The 20,637-nt window shown below is 70.7% G+C and carries 20 protein-coding genes and 1 pseudogene; 9 read left to right on the top strand and 12 right to left on the bottom strand.

Going from position 1 to position 20,637, the window contains the following annotated elements:
- Window positions 1–211, top strand: a pseudogene (locus IFR11_RS14505) (monovalent cation/H(+) antiporter subunit G); the annotation flags it as partial.
- Window positions 212–213: 2 nt separating this feature from the next.
- Here IFR11_RS14505 and IFR11_RS14500 read toward each other — a convergent pair.
- From IFR11_RS14500 to IFR11_RS14490, 3 genes are all read right to left on the bottom strand, one after another.
- Complete coding sequence (locus tag IFR11_RS14500) at window positions 214–732, bottom strand: SRPBCC family protein (protein ID WP_244630793.1); 519 nt, start codon at window positions 730–732, stop codon at window positions 214–216.
- A gap of 196 nt (window positions 733–928) precedes the next feature.
- On the bottom strand, window positions 929–1,636 hold the full coding sequence (locus IFR11_RS14495) for an ABC transporter ATP-binding protein (protein WP_191916617.1): 708 nt from the start codon (window positions 1,634–1,636) through the stop codon (window positions 929–931).
- Window positions 1,637–1,664: 28 nt separating this feature from the next.
- A complete protein-coding gene (locus IFR11_RS14490) occupies window positions 1,665–3,137 on the bottom strand; it encodes an ABC transporter permease (protein ID WP_191916616.1) in 1,473 nt (490 codons plus the stop codon).
- A gap of 121 nt (window positions 3,138–3,258) precedes the next feature.
- Here IFR11_RS14490 and IFR11_RS14485 point away from each other — a divergent pair, with 121 nt between their 5' ends.
- Both IFR11_RS14485 and IFR11_RS14480 read left to right on the top strand, forming a co-directional pair.
- The gene (locus tag IFR11_RS14485) at window positions 3,259–3,993 is read left to right on the top strand and encodes a response regulator transcription factor (protein ID WP_055832233.1); all 735 of its coding nucleotides are present in this window, start codon (window positions 3,259–3,261) and stop codon (window positions 3,991–3,993) included.
- Complete coding sequence (locus IFR11_RS14480) at window positions 3,990–5,450, top strand: sensor histidine kinase (protein WP_191916615.1); 1,461 nt, start codon at window positions 3,990–3,992, stop codon at window positions 5,448–5,450. Before IFR11_RS14485 ends, IFR11_RS14480 begins: the two co-directional genes overlap by 4 nt.
- A gap of 67 nt (window positions 5,451–5,517) precedes the next feature.
- Here the strand turns inward: IFR11_RS14480 and IFR11_RS14475 are convergent, their stop codons facing one another.
- The 6 genes from IFR11_RS14475 to IFR11_RS14450 form a co-directional block, all read right to left on the bottom strand.
- Complete coding sequence (locus tag IFR11_RS14475) at window positions 5,518–7,455, bottom strand: YhgE/Pip domain-containing protein (RefSeq protein ID WP_191916614.1); 1,938 nt, start codon at window positions 7,453–7,455, stop codon at window positions 5,518–5,520.
- On the bottom strand, window positions 7,452–8,066 hold the full coding sequence (locus IFR11_RS14470) for a hypothetical protein (protein ID WP_191916613.1): 615 nt from the start codon (window positions 8,064–8,066) through the stop codon (window positions 7,452–7,454). The genes IFR11_RS14475 and IFR11_RS14470 overlap by 4 nt, the downstream gene beginning before the upstream one ends.
- Window positions 8,063–8,668 carry a TetR/AcrR family transcriptional regulator gene (locus IFR11_RS14465; protein ID WP_055832225.1) on the bottom strand — a complete coding sequence of 202 codons (606 nt, stop codon included), beginning with the start codon at window positions 8,666–8,668 and terminating at the stop codon, window positions 8,063–8,065. The genes IFR11_RS14470 and IFR11_RS14465 overlap by 4 nt, the downstream gene beginning before the upstream one ends.
- A 122-nt stretch (window positions 8,669–8,790) precedes the next feature.
- Window positions 8,791–10,233 carry an argininosuccinate synthase gene (argG, locus tag IFR11_RS14460; RefSeq protein ID WP_191916612.1) on the bottom strand — a complete coding sequence of 481 codons (1,443 nt, stop codon included), beginning with the start codon at window positions 10,231–10,233 and terminating at the stop codon, window positions 8,791–8,793.
- A 70-nt stretch (window positions 10,234–10,303) separates the two neighbouring features.
- Window positions 10,304–10,960, bottom strand: coding sequence for a peptidylprolyl isomerase (locus IFR11_RS14455; protein ID WP_191916620.1), 657 nt, complete (start codon window positions 10,958–10,960; stop codon window positions 10,304–10,306).
- Between the two features lie 56 nt (window positions 10,961–11,016).
- The gene (locus IFR11_RS14450) at window positions 11,017–11,709 is read right to left on the bottom strand and encodes a Pr6Pr family membrane protein (RefSeq protein WP_191916611.1); all 693 of its coding nucleotides are present in this window, start codon (window positions 11,707–11,709) and stop codon (window positions 11,017–11,019) included.
- A gap of 108 nt (window positions 11,710–11,817) precedes the next feature.
- On the opposite strand from IFR11_RS14450, the gene IFR11_RS14445 reads away from it, so the two are divergent.
- Window positions 11,818–13,104 carry an adenylosuccinate synthase gene (locus IFR11_RS14445; protein ID WP_055832218.1) on the top strand — a complete coding sequence of 429 codons (1,287 nt, stop codon included), beginning with the start codon at window positions 11,818–11,820 and terminating at the stop codon, window positions 13,102–13,104.
- A 1-nt stretch (window position 13,105) separates the two neighbouring features.
- The gene (locus IFR11_RS14440) at window positions 13,106–14,305 is read left to right on the top strand and encodes a beta-propeller fold lactonase family protein (protein WP_191916610.1); all 1,200 of its coding nucleotides are present in this window, start codon (window positions 13,106–13,108) and stop codon (window positions 14,303–14,305) included.
- A 149-nt stretch (window positions 14,306–14,454) separates the two neighbouring features.
- On the opposite strand, the gene IFR11_RS14435 is transcribed toward IFR11_RS14440, so the two are convergent.
- Complete coding sequence (locus IFR11_RS14435; protein WP_082516406.1) at window positions 14,455–15,579, bottom strand: AI-2E family transporter; 1,125 nt, start codon at window positions 15,577–15,579, stop codon at window positions 14,455–14,457.
- A gap of 81 nt (window positions 15,580–15,660) precedes the next feature.
- Between IFR11_RS14435 and IFR11_RS14430 the strand changes: the two genes are divergently transcribed.
- The 4 genes from IFR11_RS14430 (at window position 15,661) to IFR11_RS14415 (ending at window position 19,554) form a co-directional block, all read left to right on the top strand.
- Window positions 15,661–15,966 carry a chorismate mutase gene (locus tag IFR11_RS14430; protein ID WP_055832214.1) on the top strand — a complete coding sequence of 102 codons (306 nt, stop codon included), beginning with the start codon at window positions 15,661–15,663 and terminating at the stop codon, window positions 15,964–15,966.
- Window positions 15,967–16,373: 407 nt separating this feature from the next.
- A complete protein-coding gene (locus tag IFR11_RS14425; protein WP_191916609.1) occupies window positions 16,374–17,693 on the top strand; it encodes a betaine/proline/choline family ABC transporter ATP-binding protein in 1,320 nt (439 codons plus the stop codon).
- Window positions 17,693–18,586: an ABC transporter permease gene (locus tag IFR11_RS14420; RefSeq protein WP_191916608.1), complete on the top strand. Its 894-nt coding sequence runs from the start codon at window positions 17,693–17,695 to the stop codon at window positions 18,584–18,586. The genes IFR11_RS14425 and IFR11_RS14420 overlap by 1 nt, the downstream gene beginning before the upstream one ends.
- 62 nt (window positions 18,587–18,648) lie before the next feature.
- The gene (locus IFR11_RS14415) at window positions 18,649–19,554 is read left to right on the top strand and encodes a glycine betaine ABC transporter substrate-binding protein (protein ID WP_191916607.1); all 906 of its coding nucleotides are present in this window, start codon (window positions 18,649–18,651) and stop codon (window positions 19,552–19,554) included.
- A 35-nt stretch (window positions 19,555–19,589) separates the two neighbouring features.
- On the opposite strand, the gene IFR11_RS14410 is transcribed toward IFR11_RS14415, so the two are convergent.
- Both IFR11_RS14410 and IFR11_RS14405 read right to left on the bottom strand, forming a co-directional pair.
- Complete coding sequence (locus IFR11_RS14410; protein ID WP_191916606.1) at window positions 19,590–19,766, bottom strand: hypothetical protein; 177 nt, start codon at window positions 19,764–19,766, stop codon at window positions 19,590–19,592.
- Between the two features lie 122 nt (window positions 19,767–19,888).
- A complete protein-coding gene (locus IFR11_RS14405; protein WP_191916605.1) occupies window positions 19,889–20,536 on the bottom strand; it encodes a hypothetical protein in 648 nt (215 codons plus the stop codon).
- Window positions 20,537–20,637: the final 101 nt, after the last annotated feature.

Raw genomic sequence — 20,637 nt, 5'->3', positions numbered from 1 at the left:
CGCGCTGTCGCTGCGCACGTGGGAGGCCCTCGCCTTCGGCATCCCGATCGTGCTCATCCAGTTCGCGACCGCCCCTCTGGCCGCCCACATGGTCGGACGCGCCGCGTACCGCAACCGCACGACCGACGAGAAGAACCTGTACATCGACGAACTGCACCACAGCACCGAGCAGCCCGGAGCGACGGGCGCGCAGTCGCGCCCCGAGAGCTGAGGTCAGACGCCGGCGTCGCGCACGTCTTCGCGTGCCTGCGGCGACGGGGTGCCGTCCTGCGGGTCGGGCGTCTCGGTGCGGTGATCGAGTTCGCGCGCCTCGCGCTCTTCACGGCGGCCTTCGGCCAGGAACGCCAGGCGGTTCAGGCACTCGTGGTTGCGCAGGACGAGCATCGGTTTCCACAGGGCCGCGGGCAGCAGTGACGCTGCGCCCGAGACGGGCTCCTCGAGGATCGTGACCGCGGTGCCCTCGGCGTGCGGACGGGCGTCGATGCGGATCACCCCGCGACCCAGGATGCCGGCCTTCGGCCGCAACCGCAGCCGGTGCGGCGGGGTCCACTCGACGATCTCGGTCTCGTCGTGCATCATGACCGGCCAGATGCCCAGCGAGTGGTGGATGCGCGCGCCCTCGCGCGGCCAGTGCTCGTCGACGTCGCGCATGCGCGCCGCCCCGACGACCCACACGGGGTACAGCCAGCCGTCGGACAGCACGGCGAACAGGTCGTCGGGCGTGCAGCGCATGAGGCGAGTGTTTCGGGCGGCCATGGTGTCCCCTCGGTCGTCGTGACTCGACTTTACGGCGCGGGCGGCTCGGCGGCCTCGGGACTTGACGAGGGGGGAGCTGCGGAGCCGTCCACGGGGACGGCGAAGCAACCGGGCGTCGAGGAACGCCCGGTCGCTCCGGTGGGCTCAGCGGCCTCGGTGTACCGAAGCCGAGTCAGCCGGCCGTGATGTCGGTCACCACGCCCTTGGCCAGGCGCAGGCGGCGGCGGGCTCGCCGCGCGACGGCGGAGTCGTGGGTCACCACCACGAGCGTCAGGCCCTCGGCGTTCAGTCCCTCGAGCACCTCGAGGATCTCGTCGCGCATGCTCTCGTCGAGATTGCCCGTCGGCTCATCGGCCAGCAGCACCCGGGGCTGCTTGGCGATCGCCCGCGCGATCGCGACGCGCTGCTGCTGCCCGCCCGACAGCTCGCCCGGGCGGTGGTCGCGGCGATCGGCGAGTCCCACGCGTTCCAGGGCTTCGGTCACGCGCCGTCGCCGCTCGTCGTTGTCGAGACCGAGCGGCTCGAGGCCCATGTCGACGTTCTCGGCGGCGGTGAGCGTGGGGATGAGGTTGAAGCCCTGGAACACGAAGCCGATCTCGGCGGCGCGCACGCGGTTCAGGTCGGAGTTCGAGGCGCGTGCGATGTCGAGGTCGCCGAGCGTCACCGACCCGGCGGAGGGGCGATCGAGAGCGCCGAGCATCTGCAGCAGCGTCGACTTGCCGCCGCCGGTGGGGCCCTGGATGGTCACGAAGTCGCCCGCGGCGATGTCGAGGTCGACACCGGCCAACGCCTGCACCGTGGTGTCGCGTTGGCGGTAGGTGCGGGTGACGCCCCGCAGGCGGTAGGCGGTCAGGGTGTCGGTGGGGGCGGTGAGGGTCATGATGTCTCCTTCGAAAACGGGATGCCGGTCACGCGACCGAACGGAGGGCGGCGGCGGGGCTGAGGCGCGCGGCACGCCACCCGCCGAAGGCTCCGGCGAGCACGCCGCCCAGCACGGCGATGCCGACGGCCGCCACCACGACCACGGGGGTCACGGGCGCACTGAGCACGATGTCGGTGGCCTGCGCGGCGGCCTGGCCGAAGCCGCCCCCGCTGCCGGGACCGCCCTGACCGCCGGGGCCACCCGTGGTGGCGCTCGACGTCACCGAGAGGGTGGGCGAGATGACGTTGATCAGCAGGATGCCGCCGAGGCCGAGGATCAGACCCGCGACGCCGCCGATGAGGCCCTGCGCGAACGATTCCCCGGCGACCTGGCGGACGATCCGGCCGTTGGACCAGCCGATGGCCTTGAGGGTGCCGAACTCCCGCGTGCGGCGTGCCACGCCGGAGATCGTGAACAGCACCGCGAGCGACAGAGCCACCAGCAGGACCACGATCGACAGCCAGGTGCCGAGGTTCGAGATGAGCGATGACGCGCTGGACAGCGAGCCCGAGACCGTCGAGGCGAGCTCCGACTGCGAGCTGACGGTGGCGTCGGGCAGCGCGGTCGAGACCTCGCTCTGCACCGTGTCGATGGCATCCGCGGAATCGGCCTGCACGTAGACGGTCGAGACCACGTCGCCGACGCCCGCGAGACTTTGGGCGACGTCGAGCGGCAGGTACACGTTCGCCGCGGTGTCGGCATCGGACGACGCCGAGGCCACGACGCCGACGATCTGCATCGTCGTTCCGCCCAGGTCGATCGTTCCGCCCACGGCCAGCCCGGCGCTCGCCGCGTACGTGGCGTCGATGACGGCGACGTCGGTGCCGGCGTCGGCAGCGGTGAGGCCCCGGCCGTCGGTGACCGTCACCGACGACAGCGGACCGACGGTGGCGGCGGGGTCGACGCCCAGCACGCTGAACGAGTCGACGCCGAACGCACTCCCGCCGTCGCCGCCGGGGCCGCCGGACGGCGGCTGGCCCGCGCTGCCGCCCATGCCGCCTCCGGTGCCCGTGCCCGCGTCGGTGGTGGCGCTGCGGTCGGGCATCTGACCCGAGAACGTCGTGTTCGTCAGGGCCAGGGCCCCGGTGGCGGCGGACACGCCGTCGAGACCGGTGACGGTGGTGACGGTCGAGGCGTCGAGGGTCGCGCGCATCCTGTCGGTCATGAGGCGCGACTGGCTGAGGGTGGTCGTGCCGTCTTGCGTCGAGCCGGCGTCGGCGCCGAAGTCGAACCGCGGCCCGCCCCCGTCCTCGCTGGGCTGGGCCTGCGCGCCGGTGACGGTGAGGTCGGTGCCGACCCCGTACACCGACGAGAGGGCCTGCGACTGCGCGTCGCGCACGCCCGCCGAGAGCGCGTTGACGATGATGACGAGCGCGATGGCGATCGCGAGTCCGACCGCGACGATCACGGTCTGTTTGGTGCGGCCGGCGAGTTCGCGCCGCAGGTAGGTGCCGTACATGTCTCTCCTCTCGGACGCGGGGTGCGGCCGTGTTCCCGAAGGTAGGAACGACGCCCTCACCGTTCCCTCACCGTTGCTATGAAGCGGGTATGTCGCGTGACTCCGGGGCCCGTGAGGCTGCATGCTGGCTCTCGTGACCTCCCGCCCCGCACCCCTGGCCCGCCCCGACGGGTCTCCCATCCGTGCCGTCGTCGTCGACGACGAAGCGAACCTCAGCGAGCTGCTGCGCATGGCGCTGCAGAACGAGGGCTGGGACGTGCGCACGGCCGCGAACGGGCAGGAGGCGTGGGGCGTCATCCGCGAGTTCTCGCCCGATCTGCTCGTGCTCGACATCATGATGCCGGGCGTCGACGGCAGGGAACTGCTGTCGCGCCTGCGCGCGGCCGGCAACGACGCCCCGGTTCTGTTCCTCACCGCGAAGGACGCGGTGGAAGACCGCATCGCGGGGATCTCGGCCGGGGCCGACGACTACGTCACCAAGCCCTTCAATCTCGAGGAGGTCATCGTGCGTCTGCGTGGGATGGCCCGGCGCCACGTCGCCGCCGTCGCCGACGCCGACCCGCGGCTGCGCGTGGGCGACCTGTCGCTCGACGAGGAGTCCTACGAGGTCGAGCGCGGCGGCATCCCGATCAAGCTCACCGCGAGGGAGTTCGAACTGCTGCGCTACCTCATGCAGAATCCGCGGAGGGTGCTGAGCAAGGCGCAGATCCTCGACCAGGTGTGGAGCTACGACTTCGGCGGCAACGGCAGCGTGGTGGAGATCTACATCTCGTACCTGCGGAAGAAGATCGACACCCTCGGCGAGCCCCTCATCCACACGGTCCGCGGGGTCGGCTACACGATCAAGACGCCATGACGCAGAGGCGATCGACCCGGCGCCGCTGGACGCTGCGGCGCACGCTCGTGGCGGGGACGAGTATGCTCGTGGCCCTCGCCTTCGTCGTGATGAGCGTCGCGACGATCCTGTCGCTGCGCTCCTTCGCGTTCGACCGCCTCGACGAACAGGTGCGCGAGGGACTGTCGTTCGCGGCCGGACGGGGCGGCTTCGACGGGCGGGGCGATGCCGACCGGCCCCCGGGAATGGATGCCGCGAGCCCCGCGCCGCGGGTCGGCACCCTGCTGGTGGTGATCGCCGGCGACGGCTCGGTGCAGACCTCGGAGTACACGCGCGCCGACGGCACCGAGGTCACGGTGAGCGACGATCAGGTCGCCCAGCTGCGCTCTTCGGTCGCGACCGACCGCACACCGACGACCGTCGACCTGGGGGGAGACCTCGGCGCCTTCCGCATCGCGGCGGCCGAGAACGACGGCACCACGGTCATCGCCGGCAACTCGGAGGCCGACGTGACGGCGACCACGTCGGCGCTGACGGGGATCCTCGTCGCGGTCTCGGCGGTCACCCTGCTCATCGCGGTGCTCACCCTGTCGCTCTTCGTGCGGAGGAGCCTGCGGCCCCTCGACCGGGTCGCCGACGTCGCCCAGCGCGTGTCGACGCTGTCGCTCGACGCGGGGAGCGTCGACATCCCCGACCGGGTCGCCGCGGCCGACACCGACGCCGATACCGAGGTGGGCCGGGTGGGCTCCTCGCTCAACGATCTGCTCGGGCACGTGCAGTCGTCGTTGGCCGCGCGTCAGCACAGCGAGGAGCAGCTGCGGCGGTTCATCGCGGATGCCAGTCACGAACTGCGCACGCCGCTGTCGAGCATCCGCGGCTACGCGCAGCTGTCGCTGGGCGAAGCCGGTCCGATGACCCCGACGCAGGCCCGCTCGTTCGACCGGATCGAGTCGGAGGCCGAGCGCATGGCATCCCTCGTCGACGACCTGTTGCTGCTGGCGCGTCTTGACGCCGGCCAGCCGCTGCGCCGCGAAGAGGTGGAACTGACCCTTCTCGCCGTCGACGCCGTGAGCGACGCGCAGGCGGCGGACGCCACGCACGAGTGGCGCCTCGACGTCACCGACGACCTCATCTCGGTGCCCGGCGACGAGAACCGCCTGCGCCAGGTCGTCGCGAACCTGCTGCGCAACGCCCAGACGCACACGCCGGCCGGAACGGTGGTGACGCTGTCACTCGCACGCGCGGGCGGCGAGGCCGTCTTGCGCGTCGCCGACACCGGCCCGGGGATCGACCCCGGCATCGCGGAGCGGCTGTTCGAGCGCTTCGCCCGCGGCGACGACTCGCGCAACCGCGACGCCGGCAGCACCGGCTTGGGATTGTCGATCGCCCAGGCGATCACGGCGGCGCACGGGGGCTCGATCGCGGTCGAGAGCGTGCCGGGCCGGACGGTGTTCGAGGTGCGGCTGCCTGCGGCGTGAGTCGCCAGAATTCGTCGCCGTCGGGCTGTTCCCCGCGACGAATTCTGGCACTTCACGCCATCGCGCGTCAGCCGATCAGGCTCGGCTGCAGATCCCGCAGCGTGCGGTGATGCGTCATGCGCGTCACGCCGATCGCGGCGAGCAGCACCCCGCCGACCATCCACGCGCCGAGCACGAGCAGGTCGTAGCCGACGCGGCCGACGTCTCCTCCGTACATGACCTGCCGCATGGCATCCACGACGTACCCCATGGGCAGCACGTGGTGCAGCGCCGCGAGAGGAGCGGGGAGGGTCTGCCAGGGGAACGTGCCGCCGGCCGTCACGAGCTGCAGCACCATCAGCACGAGGCCGAGGAACTGTCCCACCGATCCGAGCCACACGTTCAGCGCCAGCACGATGGCCGCGTACGTTGCCGAGGCGAAGATCAGGATGCCGAGGGCCGCCCACGGGTTGGCGAACGAGAACTGCAGCGCGACGGCGAGCACCGTGAACAACCCGACCATCTGCAGGGCGCCGAGGCCCGCCGGTGTCAGCCACCCGGCGAGGGTCACGCGCACGGGGGAGCGCAGCGCCGTCACCGCGCGCTTGGACACGGGCTTGACGATGAGGAACAGCGCGTAGATGCCGATCCAGCCGGCCAGGGCGGCGAAGAACGGGGCGAGGCCCGCGCCGTAGTTCTGCGCCTTCGTGACCGCGCTGGTGCCCACGGCGACCGGGTCGGAGATGGCCGAGGCCTGCGCCTGCCGCGTCGTCTGATCGTTGTCGGGGATCTGCTGCACGCCCGAGGCCAGCCCGTCGCGCAGCTGCGTGGCGCCGGTCGCGAGCTGGGCGAGGCCGGAGTCGAGCTGGCTCGCGCCGTCGCGCACCTGCGCGGACCCGTCGCGCAGCGAGGCGGCGCCGGATGCCGCCGAGCCCGCGCCGTCGGCGAGGGCCGAGGCTCCGTCGGCCGCGGTCGCCGCGCCCGAGGCCACGGACGCACTGCCCGAGGCGACCTGTCGGGCGCCATCGTCGAGCTGGTCGATCTGGTTGACGGTGTTCTGGACGCGACCGTTGGCCTCGGTGAGCCGCTGACCCACGGGGTCGAGTCGCGACAGGATCTCGTCGATGCGGGCCTGGTCGAGACCGGCGTCGGCGAGGGCCTTCGCGATGTCGGCGCGTGCCTCGGGCAGGCGGGCGGCGGCGTCGGAGGCGACCGAGCCGACCTCGCGCGCGGCGGCGTCGATGCGATCGACACCCCCGGCGACCTGCTGCGCACCGTCGGCCACCTGCGCGGCCCCGTCGCGCAGCTGGGCGGTTCCGTCGCGCAGCCGGCTCGCTCCGCTAGAGAGCTGAGCGGTGCCGTCGGCGAGCTGCGACGAGCCGTCCGCGAGCTGCGACGAGCCCGAGACGAGCTGCGACGAGCCCGCCTTCGCCGAGTTGAGACCGTCGACGACCTGCGTCGCCCCGGTCGTGGCATCCACGAGACTGACCCGAACCGTGTGCAGGGCGTCGAGCAGCGTGAGCCCCGCCTCGTCGACGACCTTCTTCGCCACCGACGCCTGGATGCGGGCCACGGCCTGCGTGCCGATGGTCGAGGCGAGGTAGTTGTTGGCGTCGTTGGTGCGCAGCTCGATGTCGGCCTGGCGCGGGGTCGCGCTCGACAGCGACGCGACCGCCTCGGTGAAGTCGGCCGGAAGCGTCACGATGAAGTCGAAGTCGCCCGCCTGCAGCCCGGCGTCGGCGGCGTCGGAGCTGACCCGGTGCCACTCGAACGTGTCGCTGTCGAGCAGTTGATCGGCCGCCTCGTCGCCGAGGTTGCGTTGCTGTCCGTTGACGTCGGCGCCCTCATCGTCGACGACGAGCGCGACGGGGACGCTGGACAGGTTGCCGTAGGGGTCCTGGTTCGCCCAGAGGTACAGGCCGCCGTAGAGGATGGGCACGGCGAGCAGCGCCACCAGGGCGATCACCGACATGCGAGTGGAGGTCAGTCGGCGCAACTCCGCCGCGATCATCTGCGGGATCTTCATCGGACCTGTTCTCCTGCGTTCTCGATCGCGTCGATGGCCGTGCGAGAGGCCTGTCCCGCGATCACGAGCACCGCGTAGCCGCGCTCGGCGAACTCACGGGCGATGGCCCACCAGGCCGTGGGCTCGCCGCCGTGGCGGTCGGGGGCGACGAGCACCAGCGCCTCGACGTCCTTGCGCAGCGCGGCGAGTTCCAGCAGCAGGCGGATGCGGGCGGCCGGCTCCACGTTGCCGATCGGCAGCCCGGCGATCTCGTCGAGCCCGATGCCCTCCAGCCAGCGTGCGGCGGCGAACGGCGTCGGCGCGTGGCCGGCGAACATCAGTTCCTCGGCGACGACGCCGGTGACCGTCACGTTCGGTTCGGGCTCCGACACGACGGGGGCGTCGACCAGGGCGACCCGGCGGCGCAGGGTCCTGGCATCGGCGTGCCCGTCGACCAGTACCGAACCGCTGTCGATGTTCATGCGGCCGGATGCCACGAGGCCCAGCACCGTGGGACGCTGCTCGGTCTCGGCGACGACCAGGGTCGCGCGCCCGGTCTCGTAGGCGGTCGACGTCGCGGGCAGCGCGCGCTCGGCGCGACCCTTCGCGACCGCGTTCAGGACGATTCTCACTGCGCCTCCAGTTCGGGGTACTGCGCCACCAGGTCGCGTGCTTCTGTCCACGAGAGTCCCGCGATGCCGAGCACGGCGCGCACGGCGATGGACCGGGCGGTGCTCGATCCGGCGTCGACGCGGGCGACCACGGTGCGCCCGGTCTCTTCGAGCAGGCGCGAGAGCGTGGGCGCGGGAAGGTCGGTGCGCAACTCGCCCGACTCCTGGCCGCGACGCACGATCGCGTCGATGCGGCGGCGGAGCGGCGCGAGGGCGGCCGAGGTCTCGGGCAGGTGCGCGTCGTCGAGCGCGAGGGCTGCGGCGGCCTGCACGTGCGCGGCCTCGGCCCACAGCTCGGATGCCAGACGGGCGAGCGCGACGCGGGAATCGGCGTCGTCGACACGATCGGCGATGGCGTTGAAGCGGGCGGCGCCCGCGGCGATGACCTCGCGCACGATGGCGTTGCGGTCGTCGAAGTGTCCGTACAGGGCGCGCCGCGAGAGACCGGCGCGGCGCGCGATCGTGTCGATCGACGCGCGAGGGTCGTGGCCGATGACCGCGGTGGCGGCGTCGACGATACCGGCGCGGTTCTCGACGGCGTCGCGGCGGGTGGAAGTGGTCACGGTGCCTCAGTGTACGCCGAAAGTGCACGGTCGTGTGCAACTTCTTGGCGGCGGCACCCCGCCCCCCGAACACACGAGAGCCCGCGACGTCGAACGCCGCGGGCTCTCGGGAGGACGTGCGGTCAGTCGGTGCCGGAGTCGAACGCGGCGGCTTCGCCCGCGGCATCCGTCGCCTCGGCGAGGCGCTCGCCGGCGGCGTCGAGGGGCGAGGCCGACTCGATGATCTCGTTCGCGCCGCCCGCGGCGACGTCGCCGACGAGCTCGCCGGTCGGACCGCCGAGCAGGCCCATGCTCGCGTACTGCTCGAGGCGGGCGCGCGAGTCGGCGATGTCGAGGTTGCGCATGGTGAGCTGGCCGATGCGGTCGACCGGGCCGAAGGCCGCGTCGCCGACGCGCTCCATCGACAGCTTCTCGGGCGAGTACGACATGCCCGAGGCCACCGTGTCGAGGATCGTGTAGTCCTCGCCGCGGCGCAGGCGCACCGTGACCGAACCGGTGATGGTCGAACCGACCCACTTCTGGATCGACTCGCGCAGCATGAGCGACTGCGGCTCGAGCCACCGGCCCTCGTACATCAGGCGGCCCAGGCGGCGACCCTGCTCGTGGTAGGTCGCGAGGGTGTCCTCGTTCAGGATGCTGTTGACCAGGCGCTCGTACGTCAGGAACAGCAGCGCCATGCCCGGGGCCTCGTAGACGCCGCGCGACTTGGCCTCGATGATGCGGTTCTCGATCTGGTCGCTCATGCCGAGGCCGTGGCGGCCGCCGATGGTGTTGGCCTCGCGGACCAGCTCGACCGGGTCGTCGAAGCGCGTGCCGTTGATGGCGACGGGGCGACCGGCCTCGAACTCGACCGTGACGTCTTCGGTCTCGATCTCGACCGCGGGGTCCCAGAAGCGCACGCCCATGATGGGCTCGACGATCTCGAGCGAGACGTCGAGGTGCTCGAGCGTCTTGGCCTCGTGCGTGGCGCCCCAGATGTTGGCGTCGGTCGAGTACGCCTTCTCGACGCTGTCGCGGTAGGGGAAGTCGTGGGCGACGAGCCACTCACTCATCTCTTTGCGCCCGCCGAGCTCGGTGACGAAGTCGGCGTCGAGCCACGGCTTGTAGATGCGCAGCGACGGGTTGGCGAGCAGGCCGTAGCGGTAGAACCGCTCGATGTCGTTGCCCTTGTAGGTGGAGCCGTCGCCCCAGATGTCGACGCCGTCTTCTTTCATCGCGCGCACGAGCAGGGTGCCGGTGACGGCGCGGCCCAGCGGCGTGGTGTTGAAGTACGTGCGACCGCCCGAGCGGATGTGGAACGCGCCGCACGCGAGGGCGACGAAGCCCTCTTCGACGAGCGCCGTCTTGCAGTCGACCAGGCGCGAGACCTCGGCGCCGTACTGCGTGGCGCGACCCGGGATCGACGCGATGTCGTCTTCGTCGTACTGGCCGAGATCGCCGGTGTACGTGCAGGGGACGGCGCCCTTGTCGCGCATCCACGCGACGGCCACCGAGGTGTCGAGACCACCCGAGAAGGCGATGCCGACGCGCTCGCCGACGGGAAGGGACTGCAAGACCTTGGACATGCCGTCGATTCTATTGCGCCCCGCCCGCACACCCCGATTCGTGGGCGCCGCGGCGCGCGGGCGGCGCGGGTCAGCCGACCGTGACGTCGGAGATCGTGACGGGGGTGGCGGGAGCGCCGTCGGCGGCGCCGCCGGCCGTACCCGCGGCGGCGATGGACTTCACCACGTCGAGTCCCTCGGGCGACATGGTGCCGAAGACCGTGTAATCGGGCGCGAGCTGCGTGTCCTCGTAGACGAGGAAGAACTGCGAGCCGTTGGTGCCGGGGCCCGCGTTGGCCATGGCGACGGTGCCCGCGGGGTAGGTCTCGCTGCCGTCGAGCTCGTCCGCGAAGCGGTATCCGGGGCCGCCGCGGCCGGTGCCCGTGGGATCGCCGCACTGCAGCACGAAGATGTCCGACGTCGTGAGGCGGTGGCACTCGGTATTGGAGAAGTACTGCTGCTGCGCGAGCGAGACGAAGCTCTCGACGGTGCACGGGGCGCTCTCGCCGTCGAGGGCGATGGGGATGTCACCGGCGGAGGTCGACAGGACGACGTCGACCTGCCCCGTCGGGCGGTCGGTGCCCGCGGCGGGCGGCGTGACGTCGACCGCCGGCTGACCCGAGGCGGCATAGGAGCATTCCCCGGCGGAGGCGCCCGCCGACGGAGCGGCCCCGTCGGACGCGCCTCCGGAGCAACCGGCGAGCAGGAGCAGGGCGGCAGCGGCCAGGGCCGCGGACATCGATCGCATACGCACGCTCCCAGGGTAGGTCGTCGGCGCGGCCCGCCCTGCGAGAACGCGTCGGTCTAGTTCGGGCGGATGCCGCGCGCCCGACCGATCGCCACGACGCCGACGGCGAGAGCGACGATGGCGACGGCGATGACCACGATGTACCCCGCGACGCTGCCCCACCCGCCGGTGCTGGGGTCGAGGAAGGGGTACGGATACCAGAACGGGGCGTCGGTGGTCGGGTTCGTCACCAGCGGCGCCCGCAGGAGCGTGTAGACGATCCAGGCGATCGGGAAGACGGCGGCGCCCAGGGCGGCGGTCCAGCGGAGACGGCGCCGGTTCGGCCCGAGGCACACGTCGAGGAGCAGGAAGAGCGGCCCCCACACGTGCAGGATCTCGTTGGACCAGCCCACCGTCTCGGGCTGCAGGGGGAGGCCGCGCAACAGCAGGTTGTAGACGATGCCCGTGACGATCATGTAGGTCGACACCCACGCCAGCACCGTCGCGAGCGCGGGCGGATCGACCTCGAGACGGCGACCGCGCACGAGGAAGCGCACGCCCAGCAGCACGAGCACGACCGCGGCCGAGACGTTGGAGAGGATCGTGAAGAAGCTGAAGAAGTTCGCGATCACGGTCGTGGTGTCGCGGCCGCGGGCGACGGCCTCGCCGAGCGTCGAGACGAATTGCGCGACGACGGCGACGACGATGAGCACGGCCACGGCGATCCGTGCGAGGTTCCATCCGGTGGCCCACCCGCGCGATCGGTGCATCGCCCCAGGCTAGCGGCGGCCCCCGTCGGTCGAGGGGGCTTGCGAGGGCGGTGTCGGACCCGCTCGATAGGATGGGGTGACCGCCGGAATCAGACGCGAGGAGCGCACATGCCCGGAATTGTGATCGTCGGAGTCCAATGGGGCGACGAGGGCAAGGGCAAGGCCACCGATCTGCTCGGTGAGCGCACCGACTGGGTGGTGAAGTTCAACGGCGGAAACAACGCCGGCCACACCGTCGTCATCGGCGACGAGAAGTACGCACTGCACCTGCTGCCCAGCGGCATCCTGTCTCCCGGGGTGAACGCGGTGATCGGCAACGGCGTCGTCGTCGACCTCGAGGTGCTTTTCGCCGAGCTCGAGGCGCTGAACGCCCGAGGCCTCGACACCAGCCGCCTCAAGATCAGCGCCAACGCGCACCTCATCACGCAGTACCACCGCACGCTCGACAAGGTCACCGAGCGCTTCCTCGGAAAGCGCATGATCGGCACGACCGGTCGCGGCATCGGCCCCGCCTACGCCGACAAGATCAACCGCGTCGGCATCCGCGTGCAAGACCTCTTCGACGAGAACATCCTGCGCCAGAAGGTCGAGGGCGCCCTCGACCAGAAGAACCACCTGTTGGTGAAGGTCTTCAACCGTCGCTCGATCACCGTCGACGAGATCGTCGACGACCTGCTCTCGTACGCCGAGCGCGTGCGCCCCATGGTCGCCGACACCTCGCTGCTGCTGAACGAGGCACTGGATGCCGGTGACGTCGTCGTCTTCGAGGGCGGCCAGGCCACCATGCTCGACGTCGATCACGGCACCTACCCCTTCGTCACCTCGTCGTCGGCGACCGCGGGCGGTGCCTCCACCGGATCGGGCGTGGGGCCGAACCGCCTCGACCGCATCGTCGGCATCGTCAAGGCGTACACGACGCGCGTCGGCTCGGGGCCCTTCCCCACCGAGCTGTTCGACGAGAGCGGCGACTGGCTGCGTTCGCGCGGATTCGAGTTCGGTACGACCACGGGCCGTCCCCGTCGCGTCGGCTGGTACGACGCGCCCATCACCCGCTACGCCACGCGCATCAACGGCATCACCGACCTGGTGCTGACCAAGCTCGACATCCTGGGCGGTCTCGACGAGATCCCCGTCTGCGTCGCGTACGACGTCGACGGTGTGCGCTACGACGACCTGCCGGTCAATCAGACCGACTTCCACCACGCGAAGCCGATCTACGAGACCTACCCCGGCTGGAGCGAGGACATCTCGACGGCCCGAACGTTCGACGATCTGCCGCAGACCGCGCAGGAGTACGTGCTCGCCCTCGAGAAGATGAGCGGCACCCGCATCTCGGTCATCGGCGTCGGCCCGGCGCGCGACCAGGTGATCGTGCGGCACCCCCTGGTCGACTGACGTGCGGTTCTGGGTCGGGGCCTACGCCGCCGACAGCGGAGCGGCCGAGGGCATCGGCCTGCTCCAGGCCGGCGAGGCCGACTCGCCGTCGGCCTCGGGCCCTCTCGGCATGGTCGGAACGGCCGTCGCCGCGCCCGGTTCGCCCTCGTGGGTCGCCGCCCACCCCACGCTCGACCTGCTCTACGCGGCGCTGGAGTCCGACGGCACCGTGCAGGCCTACCGCCGCAGCGCCGAGACGCGGCTGACGCCGCTCGGCGCGCCGATCGACGCGGGAGCGGCGGTCTGCCACGTGGCGGTCGCCCCCGACGCCTCGCACCTGGTCGCCAGCTGCTGGGGCGACGGCCGGGTCGTGAGGATCGACCTCGATGCCGAGGGGCGCCCGTCGCGCCCCGTGATCGCCGCCGACGCGTCGGACCCCTACGGAGCCGGTCCGACGGGCGAGACGATCTCGACCGGCGCACGCGTCTCGGGTGCGGCGGTGCCCGATCTGGCTGCGGCCGCCCGGGCGCTGCGCGAGGCCGTGGGTGAGCAGTACGCGCACTTCGTGCCCGCGTACGACGACGTGCCCGTGACCGATGCCGAGTCCGAAGAAGCCGCCGCGGGTGAGCGCGTGTCGCGCGCGCACCAGGCCATCTTCCTTCCGGGCGGCCTGGTCGCGACGACCGACATGGGCCTCGACCTGGTGCGCTTCTGGCGCTCGGGCGCGGCGGGCCTGCGACCCGTGCAAGAGGTCGTTCTGCCCCAGGGCAGTGGCCCCCGGCACGGGCTGTGGCACCCCTCCGGGCACCTCTACGTCGTGACGGAGCTCAGCCGGGAGGTCTTCGTGCTGGCCGCCGACGTCTCGGGACGGTGGAGCATCGTGTCGGGGCAGCCCCTGATCGGCACCCTCGACACCGACACGGCCGCCGAGCTGTGCGCGAGCCGCGACGGGGCGACGCTGTACGCCGGGGTGCGCGGCAGCGACACCGTCGGCGTGCTGTCGGTGCGTGGCGCCGGTGAGCAGCTGCAGCTCCTCGCGCTCGCCGACACCGGCACGCACTGGCCGCGCCACCATGTCGTGGTCGCCGACACGCTGCTGGTCGCCGGCCAGCTCGCCGACGAGATCGTCTCGCTCCCGCTCGATGTGCGCACCGGCATCCCGGGCCGCGTCCGTCACCGCACCCCGTCGCCCTCGCCGACCCGGCTGCTGCCGCTGCGCTGAGCCGCCCCAGCGGTCCGGCCCGCGTGCCGGCCCCGCCCGCTCAGCTGCGTCAGCGACGGACCGGCTCGGGATGCCGCTCTCCCCGGACGCCCGTCATGCGCACGCTCGCGAGCACCGAGGCACGCCCCGGCGGCGGCACACGTCGGTGCCTACTTCTTGGCATCCTGACGCGGGATGACGATCTGCTTGATGATGAGCAGCACCGAGGCCGTGACCGGGATCGCGACCAGCGCACCGAGGAGCCCCAGCAGGGTGCCGCCGACCAGCGCGCCGATCACCACGAGCGAGCCGGGAACCGAGATCGTGCGGTTCATCACGCGGGGGGTGAGGAGATATGCCTCGACCTGCATGTACACGAGATACACGATTGCGAAGATGAGGCCGGCGCTCGGGCTGACGATGAGCGTGAAGACCGTGGCGGTCGCCCAGAAGAGCACCGAGCCGACGAGCGGAATGAGCGTGATCCCGAAGGCGAGGGCCGCCAGCAGCGCGGCGAAGGGCTGCTGCAGGATCGTCAGCACGATGAACGCGAAGACCGCATTGCACAGCGCCAGCACGACCATGCCCGCGAGGTACCCGCCGACCGAGTCGGTGATCTGACCCGTCATGTCCGAGACCGTCGCGCGGCTGCGCGCGGGCGTCAGACGCACGAGGCTGTTCTTCATCTTGGGCAGGGACGCGAGGAAGTACAGGCTCAGCACCAGCACGATGATCGCTCCCGAGACGAACGTGCCGATGGTGATGCCGACCTGAAGAAGACCGCCGCCGATCGCCGCGATGTTCGTGGGGTTGGTGGCGAAGCCCTGCACCTCTTTGAGCACGTCGCCCAGGCTGTCGCCGAAGTTCGACTCGACCCAGTGCACGGCGTCGCTGTCGATGAGGTCGTTGACGAAGTTCGGGATGTCGCGGACGAACTGCTCGACCTGACGGACGACGGGCGGGATCAGCAACCACAGGGCGCCGGCGAGGATGACGGCGAGGCCGCCGAACACGATGACGATCGACCACGCGCGCGACAGGCCGCGGCGCACCAGCATGCGCACGAGGGGGTCGAGGGCGAGGGCCACGAAGAGGGCGATCGCGATGTAGATGAGCACCGTGGAGATGTTCGAGAGCGCAGCACCCAGCAGGAGCGCGGTGAGACCGCCGAGGGTGAGGAAGAAGCCGGCGGCGTAGGGGCGCGAGACCGCGGACCAGACCGGCTTGTCGCGGGAGGTGGGGGTCCCCGCCTCGGCGCCCTCGGAGGTGGGGTCGGGGCGCGTCGATCGGCTCATGCTCAACACTGTAAGGGTCTGCGGGGAGCGCGTTACGTCGACCCTCGCGCGCGGTATCCTCGGAGCGATCTGGGAGGACATATGACCGACGCCGACCCCACCACGATCCTGCAGGGCCTGCGGGGCAGCATCGACAACATCGACGCCGCGCTGATCTTCCTGCTCGCCGAGCGATTCCGCTGCACCAAGCAGGTGGGTGTGCTCAAGGCCCAGCACGGCATGCCGGCGTCCGATCCCTCGCGCGAAGAGCAGCAGATCGCCCGGCTCATGCGGTTGGCGGAAGACGCCGACCTCGATCCCGCGTTCGCCGAGAAGTGGTTCAACTTCGTCGTCGCCGAGGTCATCCGTCACCACCGGTCCGCCGCCGCGCACCCCGGGACCGACTGAGCGGCAGTCGCCTCGGCGCGACGGTTTCGGGATGCCGGAACGCCTCCGCCGACGTTGTGCGACACGCCCGGGCTCGCTTTCAGGGATGCCCGCGGGGGAGCGCCCGTGAAGCATCGGGCACGCGCACGCGCGTGCCACAGGGTGCTCGAGAGCGCAATGCGGCGGGCGATTTGCCAGCCGATCCATCACCGTGAAACCTTGGTGGAGGCCCGAATTCGGGCCGCCCACCCGACCAGTCCGCGGTCGCCGGTGACGACTCGGGGGAGTCGACGCCGCGAGCGTACGGTCGGCGGCCTGGGCGTCGGATCCGACATTCGACGCCGACGCACTCCACCCCCCGAAGAGTGCTGACGGCTGCCACCCGGGCGTGACCGCTGCGGCCACCCGAGGCCGCTGAGGTGCACACAGTGACCCATCCGCCTGCGTTCGAGGCGCCTGCCCTCGCGGCGAAGAACCTGTTCAAGGTCTTCGGCCGCGCCCCCCAGGCTGCCGTCGAGAAGCTCCGCTCCGGCGCCCGTCGCGAAGAGATCGCCGACCACGGGACCGCCGCCGTCATCGACGCGAGCTTCGAGGTCCACCCCGGTGAGATCTTCGTCATCATGGGGCTCTCCGGCTCCGGCAAGTCCACCATCATCCGCATGCTGAACGGCCTCCACGAGGCGAGCGCCGGCACCGTCGAGGTGCAGGGCGACCCCCTCACGGGCGTCGGCACCGCGCGACTCCGGTCGCTGCGGCGCGATCGTCTCGCGATGGTGTTCCAGCACTTCGCGCTCCTGCCGCACCGGACGGTCGCGGCCAACGTGGCCTACCCGCTCGAGATCCGCGGCGTCGGCAAGACCGAGCGCCTCGCCAAGGCCGACGAGATCCTCGCCCTCGTCGGACTCGAGGGGTGGGGCGACAAGCTCCCCTCCGCGCTGTCGGGCGGTATGCAGCAGCGCGTCGGCATCGCCCGCGCTCTCGCCGCCGACACCGACATCCTCCTCATGGACGAGGCCTTCAGCGCCCTCGATCCCCTGATCCGTCGCGAGATGCAGGAGCAGCTGCTCGAACTGCAGCGGACGCTGAAGAAGACGATCGTCTTCATCACCCACGACCTCAACGAGGCCATGTTCCTCGGCGACCGCATCGCGGTCATGCGCGACGGGCGCATCGTGCAGATCGGCACGCCCGAAGACATCCTCACCGACCCGGCCAACGACTACGTCGAGCAGTTCGTGCAGGACGTCGACCGCGCCCGCGTGCTCACGGCCGGCAACGTCATGGAACGTCCCCGACCGCGCGTCGACGCGTCGGCGGGCCCCCGGACGGCGCTGCGCCAGATGCGCGACGCGTACATGTCGGCCGCCTACGTCACCGACCGCGACCGCAAGCCGCTCGGGATCATCACCGACCGCGACGCCATCAAGCTCGTGCGCGCGGGAGAGAACTCGCTGCTCGGCAGGCTCCGGCCGCTGCCGCAGAGCGTGCGCGAAGAGGACGTGCTCATGAACCTCTTCGTGCCGTCGGTCGAGTCGCCGCTTCCGCTGGCCGTGCTCGACGCCGAAGGACGCCTGGCCGGCGTCATCCCGCGCGTCACCCTGTTGGCCGCTCTCGGCCCCGGCCCCACCGCCACCGAGGAGATCACCGTGCTTCCGAACCCGCTCCCGTCGGCAGAGATCGACGCGGTGCTCGACGCGACCTCAGCCGACCCCGGGGTCCCGGCATCCGAGACCGGAGGGATGCGCTGATGGATGGTTTCCGCATTCCGGTCGGCCAGTGGGTCGACGCCGGCGTGGACTGGCTCCGCGACAACCTCTCGGGTCTCTTCGATGTCATCGCCGTGACCGTGCGCTTTCTCGTCGGTGGCCTCAGCGACGTGCTGCTGGCCGCCCCGATCATCGTCGTGATCGTGATCGCGGCACTGCTGGCGTGGCTCCTGCGCTCGTGGAAGCTCGCCCTCGGCACGGTGATCGGCTTCGCCCTCATCCTGGGCATGGGTCAGTGGGTCACGGCGATGCAGACGCTCGCGCTCGTGCTCGTGGCGACGATCGTGGCCGTGGCGATCTCGGTGCCGCTCGGCATCTGGTCGGCGCGCAATCCCACCGTGCGCGCCGTCATGAAGCCGATCCTCGACTTCATGCAGACCATGCCCGCCTTCGTCTACCTGATCCCCGCGATCACGTTCTTCAGCATCGGGGTGGTACCCGGTGTCGTCTCGACGGTCATCTTCGCGCTGCCCCCGGGCGTGCGTCTGACCGAGCTCGGCATCCGCGGGGTCGACTCCGAGACCGTGGAGGCCGGGCACGCGTTCGGCGCGACGCCCGGACAGATCCTGCGTGGCATCCAACTGCCGCTCGCGATGCCCACCATCATGGCGGGCGTCAACCAGGTCATCATGCTCGCCCTGTCGATGGCGGTCGTCGCCGGCATCGTCGGCGCCGACGGCCTGGGCAAGGAGGTCGTGCAGTCGATCTCGACCGTCAACCTGCCCAAGGGCGTCGAGGCGGGCCTCAGCGTGGTCGTGCTGGCGGTGTACCTCGACCGCCTCACCGCCGCCCTCGGCAACCGGTCCGACAACGCCTCGTCGCTGCTCGCGGCGCTGGGCCGACGTCGCGCCCCCGCCGCCCCCACCCCCGCGTGAGTCCTGGCACCTCACGCGCGCGCACACACGGAAACGCATACGAAAAGGAAGAGAACACAGCGATGAACAAGCGACACCTCACCACCACCCTGGCCCTCGGGGCCGTCAGCGCCCTCGCGCTCGCCGGCTGCGCGAGCGGCAACCAGGCCGAGGGCGGAGACGGCGGCGGCGGCGACAAGGGCACGATCACGCTCGGGTTCCTGCCGTCGTGGACCGACGGTCTCAGCACCGCCTACCTGCTCGAGGACCAGCTCGAGAAGCTCGGCTACACCGTCGAGATGCAGACCCTCACCGAGGCGGGCCCGCTCTACGCCGGCCTCGCCCAGGGCGACGTCGACATCTACCCGTCGGCGTGGCCCGAGCTGACGCACGCCGACTACATGAACACCTACGGCGACAAGATCGAAGACCTCGGCGCGTACTACGACAACGCCAAGCTCACGATCGCGGTGCCCAGCTACGTCGACATCGACTCGATCGAGCAGCTGCAGGCCAACGCCGACCGCTTCGAGGGGCGCATCTACGGCATCGAGCCGGGTGCCGGCCTCACCAAGCAGACGCAGGAGACCATGCTGCCCGGCTACGGCCTCGACGGCGACTTCGAACTCGTCACCTCGTCGACCGCGGCGATGCTCACCGAGCTCGACAACGCCATCGCGGCGCAGAAGGACATCGCGGTCACCCTGTGGCGTCCCTTCTGGGCGAACGACGCCTACGACGTGAAAGACCTCGAGGACCCCCAGGGTCTGATGGGCGACCCCGAGGCTCTGCACTTCCTCGCGACCTCCGGCTTCGCCGAGAAGTACCCGGATGCCACCGAGCTCATCGCCGGCATCCAGCTCGACGACGAGCAGTACGGCTCGCTCGAAGACCTCGTCGTCAACGAGTACGGCGAGGGCAAGGAGCCCGAGGCCGTGCAGGCGTGGCTCGAGCAGTACCCCGACGCGTTCCCGACGCAGCGCGACTGACGTTTCTTTCTGGCGTCGGTCCCGCTGGCCGTCTCTCAGCCGACGACGACGGCGTCGTCGATGAAGGATCGCTCGAACACGAGAGCGAGGACCTGCCCGGCGATCTGCACGCCTACGACGGCGCCGACCACGACAACGACGGCCGCCGCGATCGATCGAGCCGCTCGACCCCGGACCACCCACAGCACCACTACTCCGAAGACGAGGGTCAAGATCTGGACGGTGAGCCTCCATTCGTCCGGCAGCGGCGCGGCCAGTGCGACGGCGGCTGCCGCGACAGCCCACCAGTGGAGAGAGGAAGCTCGCGATCTGGCCCGCGTGTGTGCATGGATCGTCATGCCGAGTAGATTCGGCCGTCGACCCGAGCAGGATTGCCCGCTTGCGTCGTGACCGTGTGCACTTTCGTGAACTGGAAGGGCAGGCCCTTCACGAAAACGCTGGCTTGGGTGCGCACATCGCAGGTCCCACGTCCTTGAGAGATCCAGGATGTGGGTGACGAGCTCGCACTGATCACTCCTGATGCAGACCCCGTGCAGTTGATGTTCCGTGTGACTGAGCTGCCACGCGCCTCATATGTGTAACTCAGGCTGAAGGTGATGAACGTGACATTCCCGATCTTGACGTCCTGTCGGTTGCTCACCTGCAGCGTTCGAATACCCGCTGCGGCCAGGGTGGTGAGGCGCCCACTGTCCGAGGGGGCAACAGGTAGCTGGCGAACGGTGGAGGTGGCCTCGGAATAGGTGAATAGTGTCGATGGGTCCGCGGCGCCCGCCTCCTGCTTCTCCTCCGGAAGTGCGGCGAAGTACTGCTCGACCTGGCGCTTACTCGCCGGTGAGAGCGCCAGATCGTCGACGAACTCGTGGAACGTGGACTCGGGGTCCGTCGCACTGTCCGTCGCCGCGAGTGCCGCGGAGGTGGGCGCGAATGCGATGGCGAGGGCAAGGAACGCGGCTGAAACCGCCGATCGATGTTGCGTGCTCATGAATTGTCCTTTCGGCGCGAGCGCCGTGGGGTGGAACGACGTTGGTCAACGCCCACTCGCAAGGTAAACATGAGCATGCATACATGAGAAAGATGAAAACG

It is taken from the genome of Microbacterium sp. CFBP 8801 (assembly GCF_014839455.1).
GTDB lineage: Bacteria > Actinomycetota > Actinomycetes > Actinomycetales > Microbacteriaceae > Microbacterium.
This window is presented reverse-complemented; position numbering and strand designations above follow the sequence as displayed.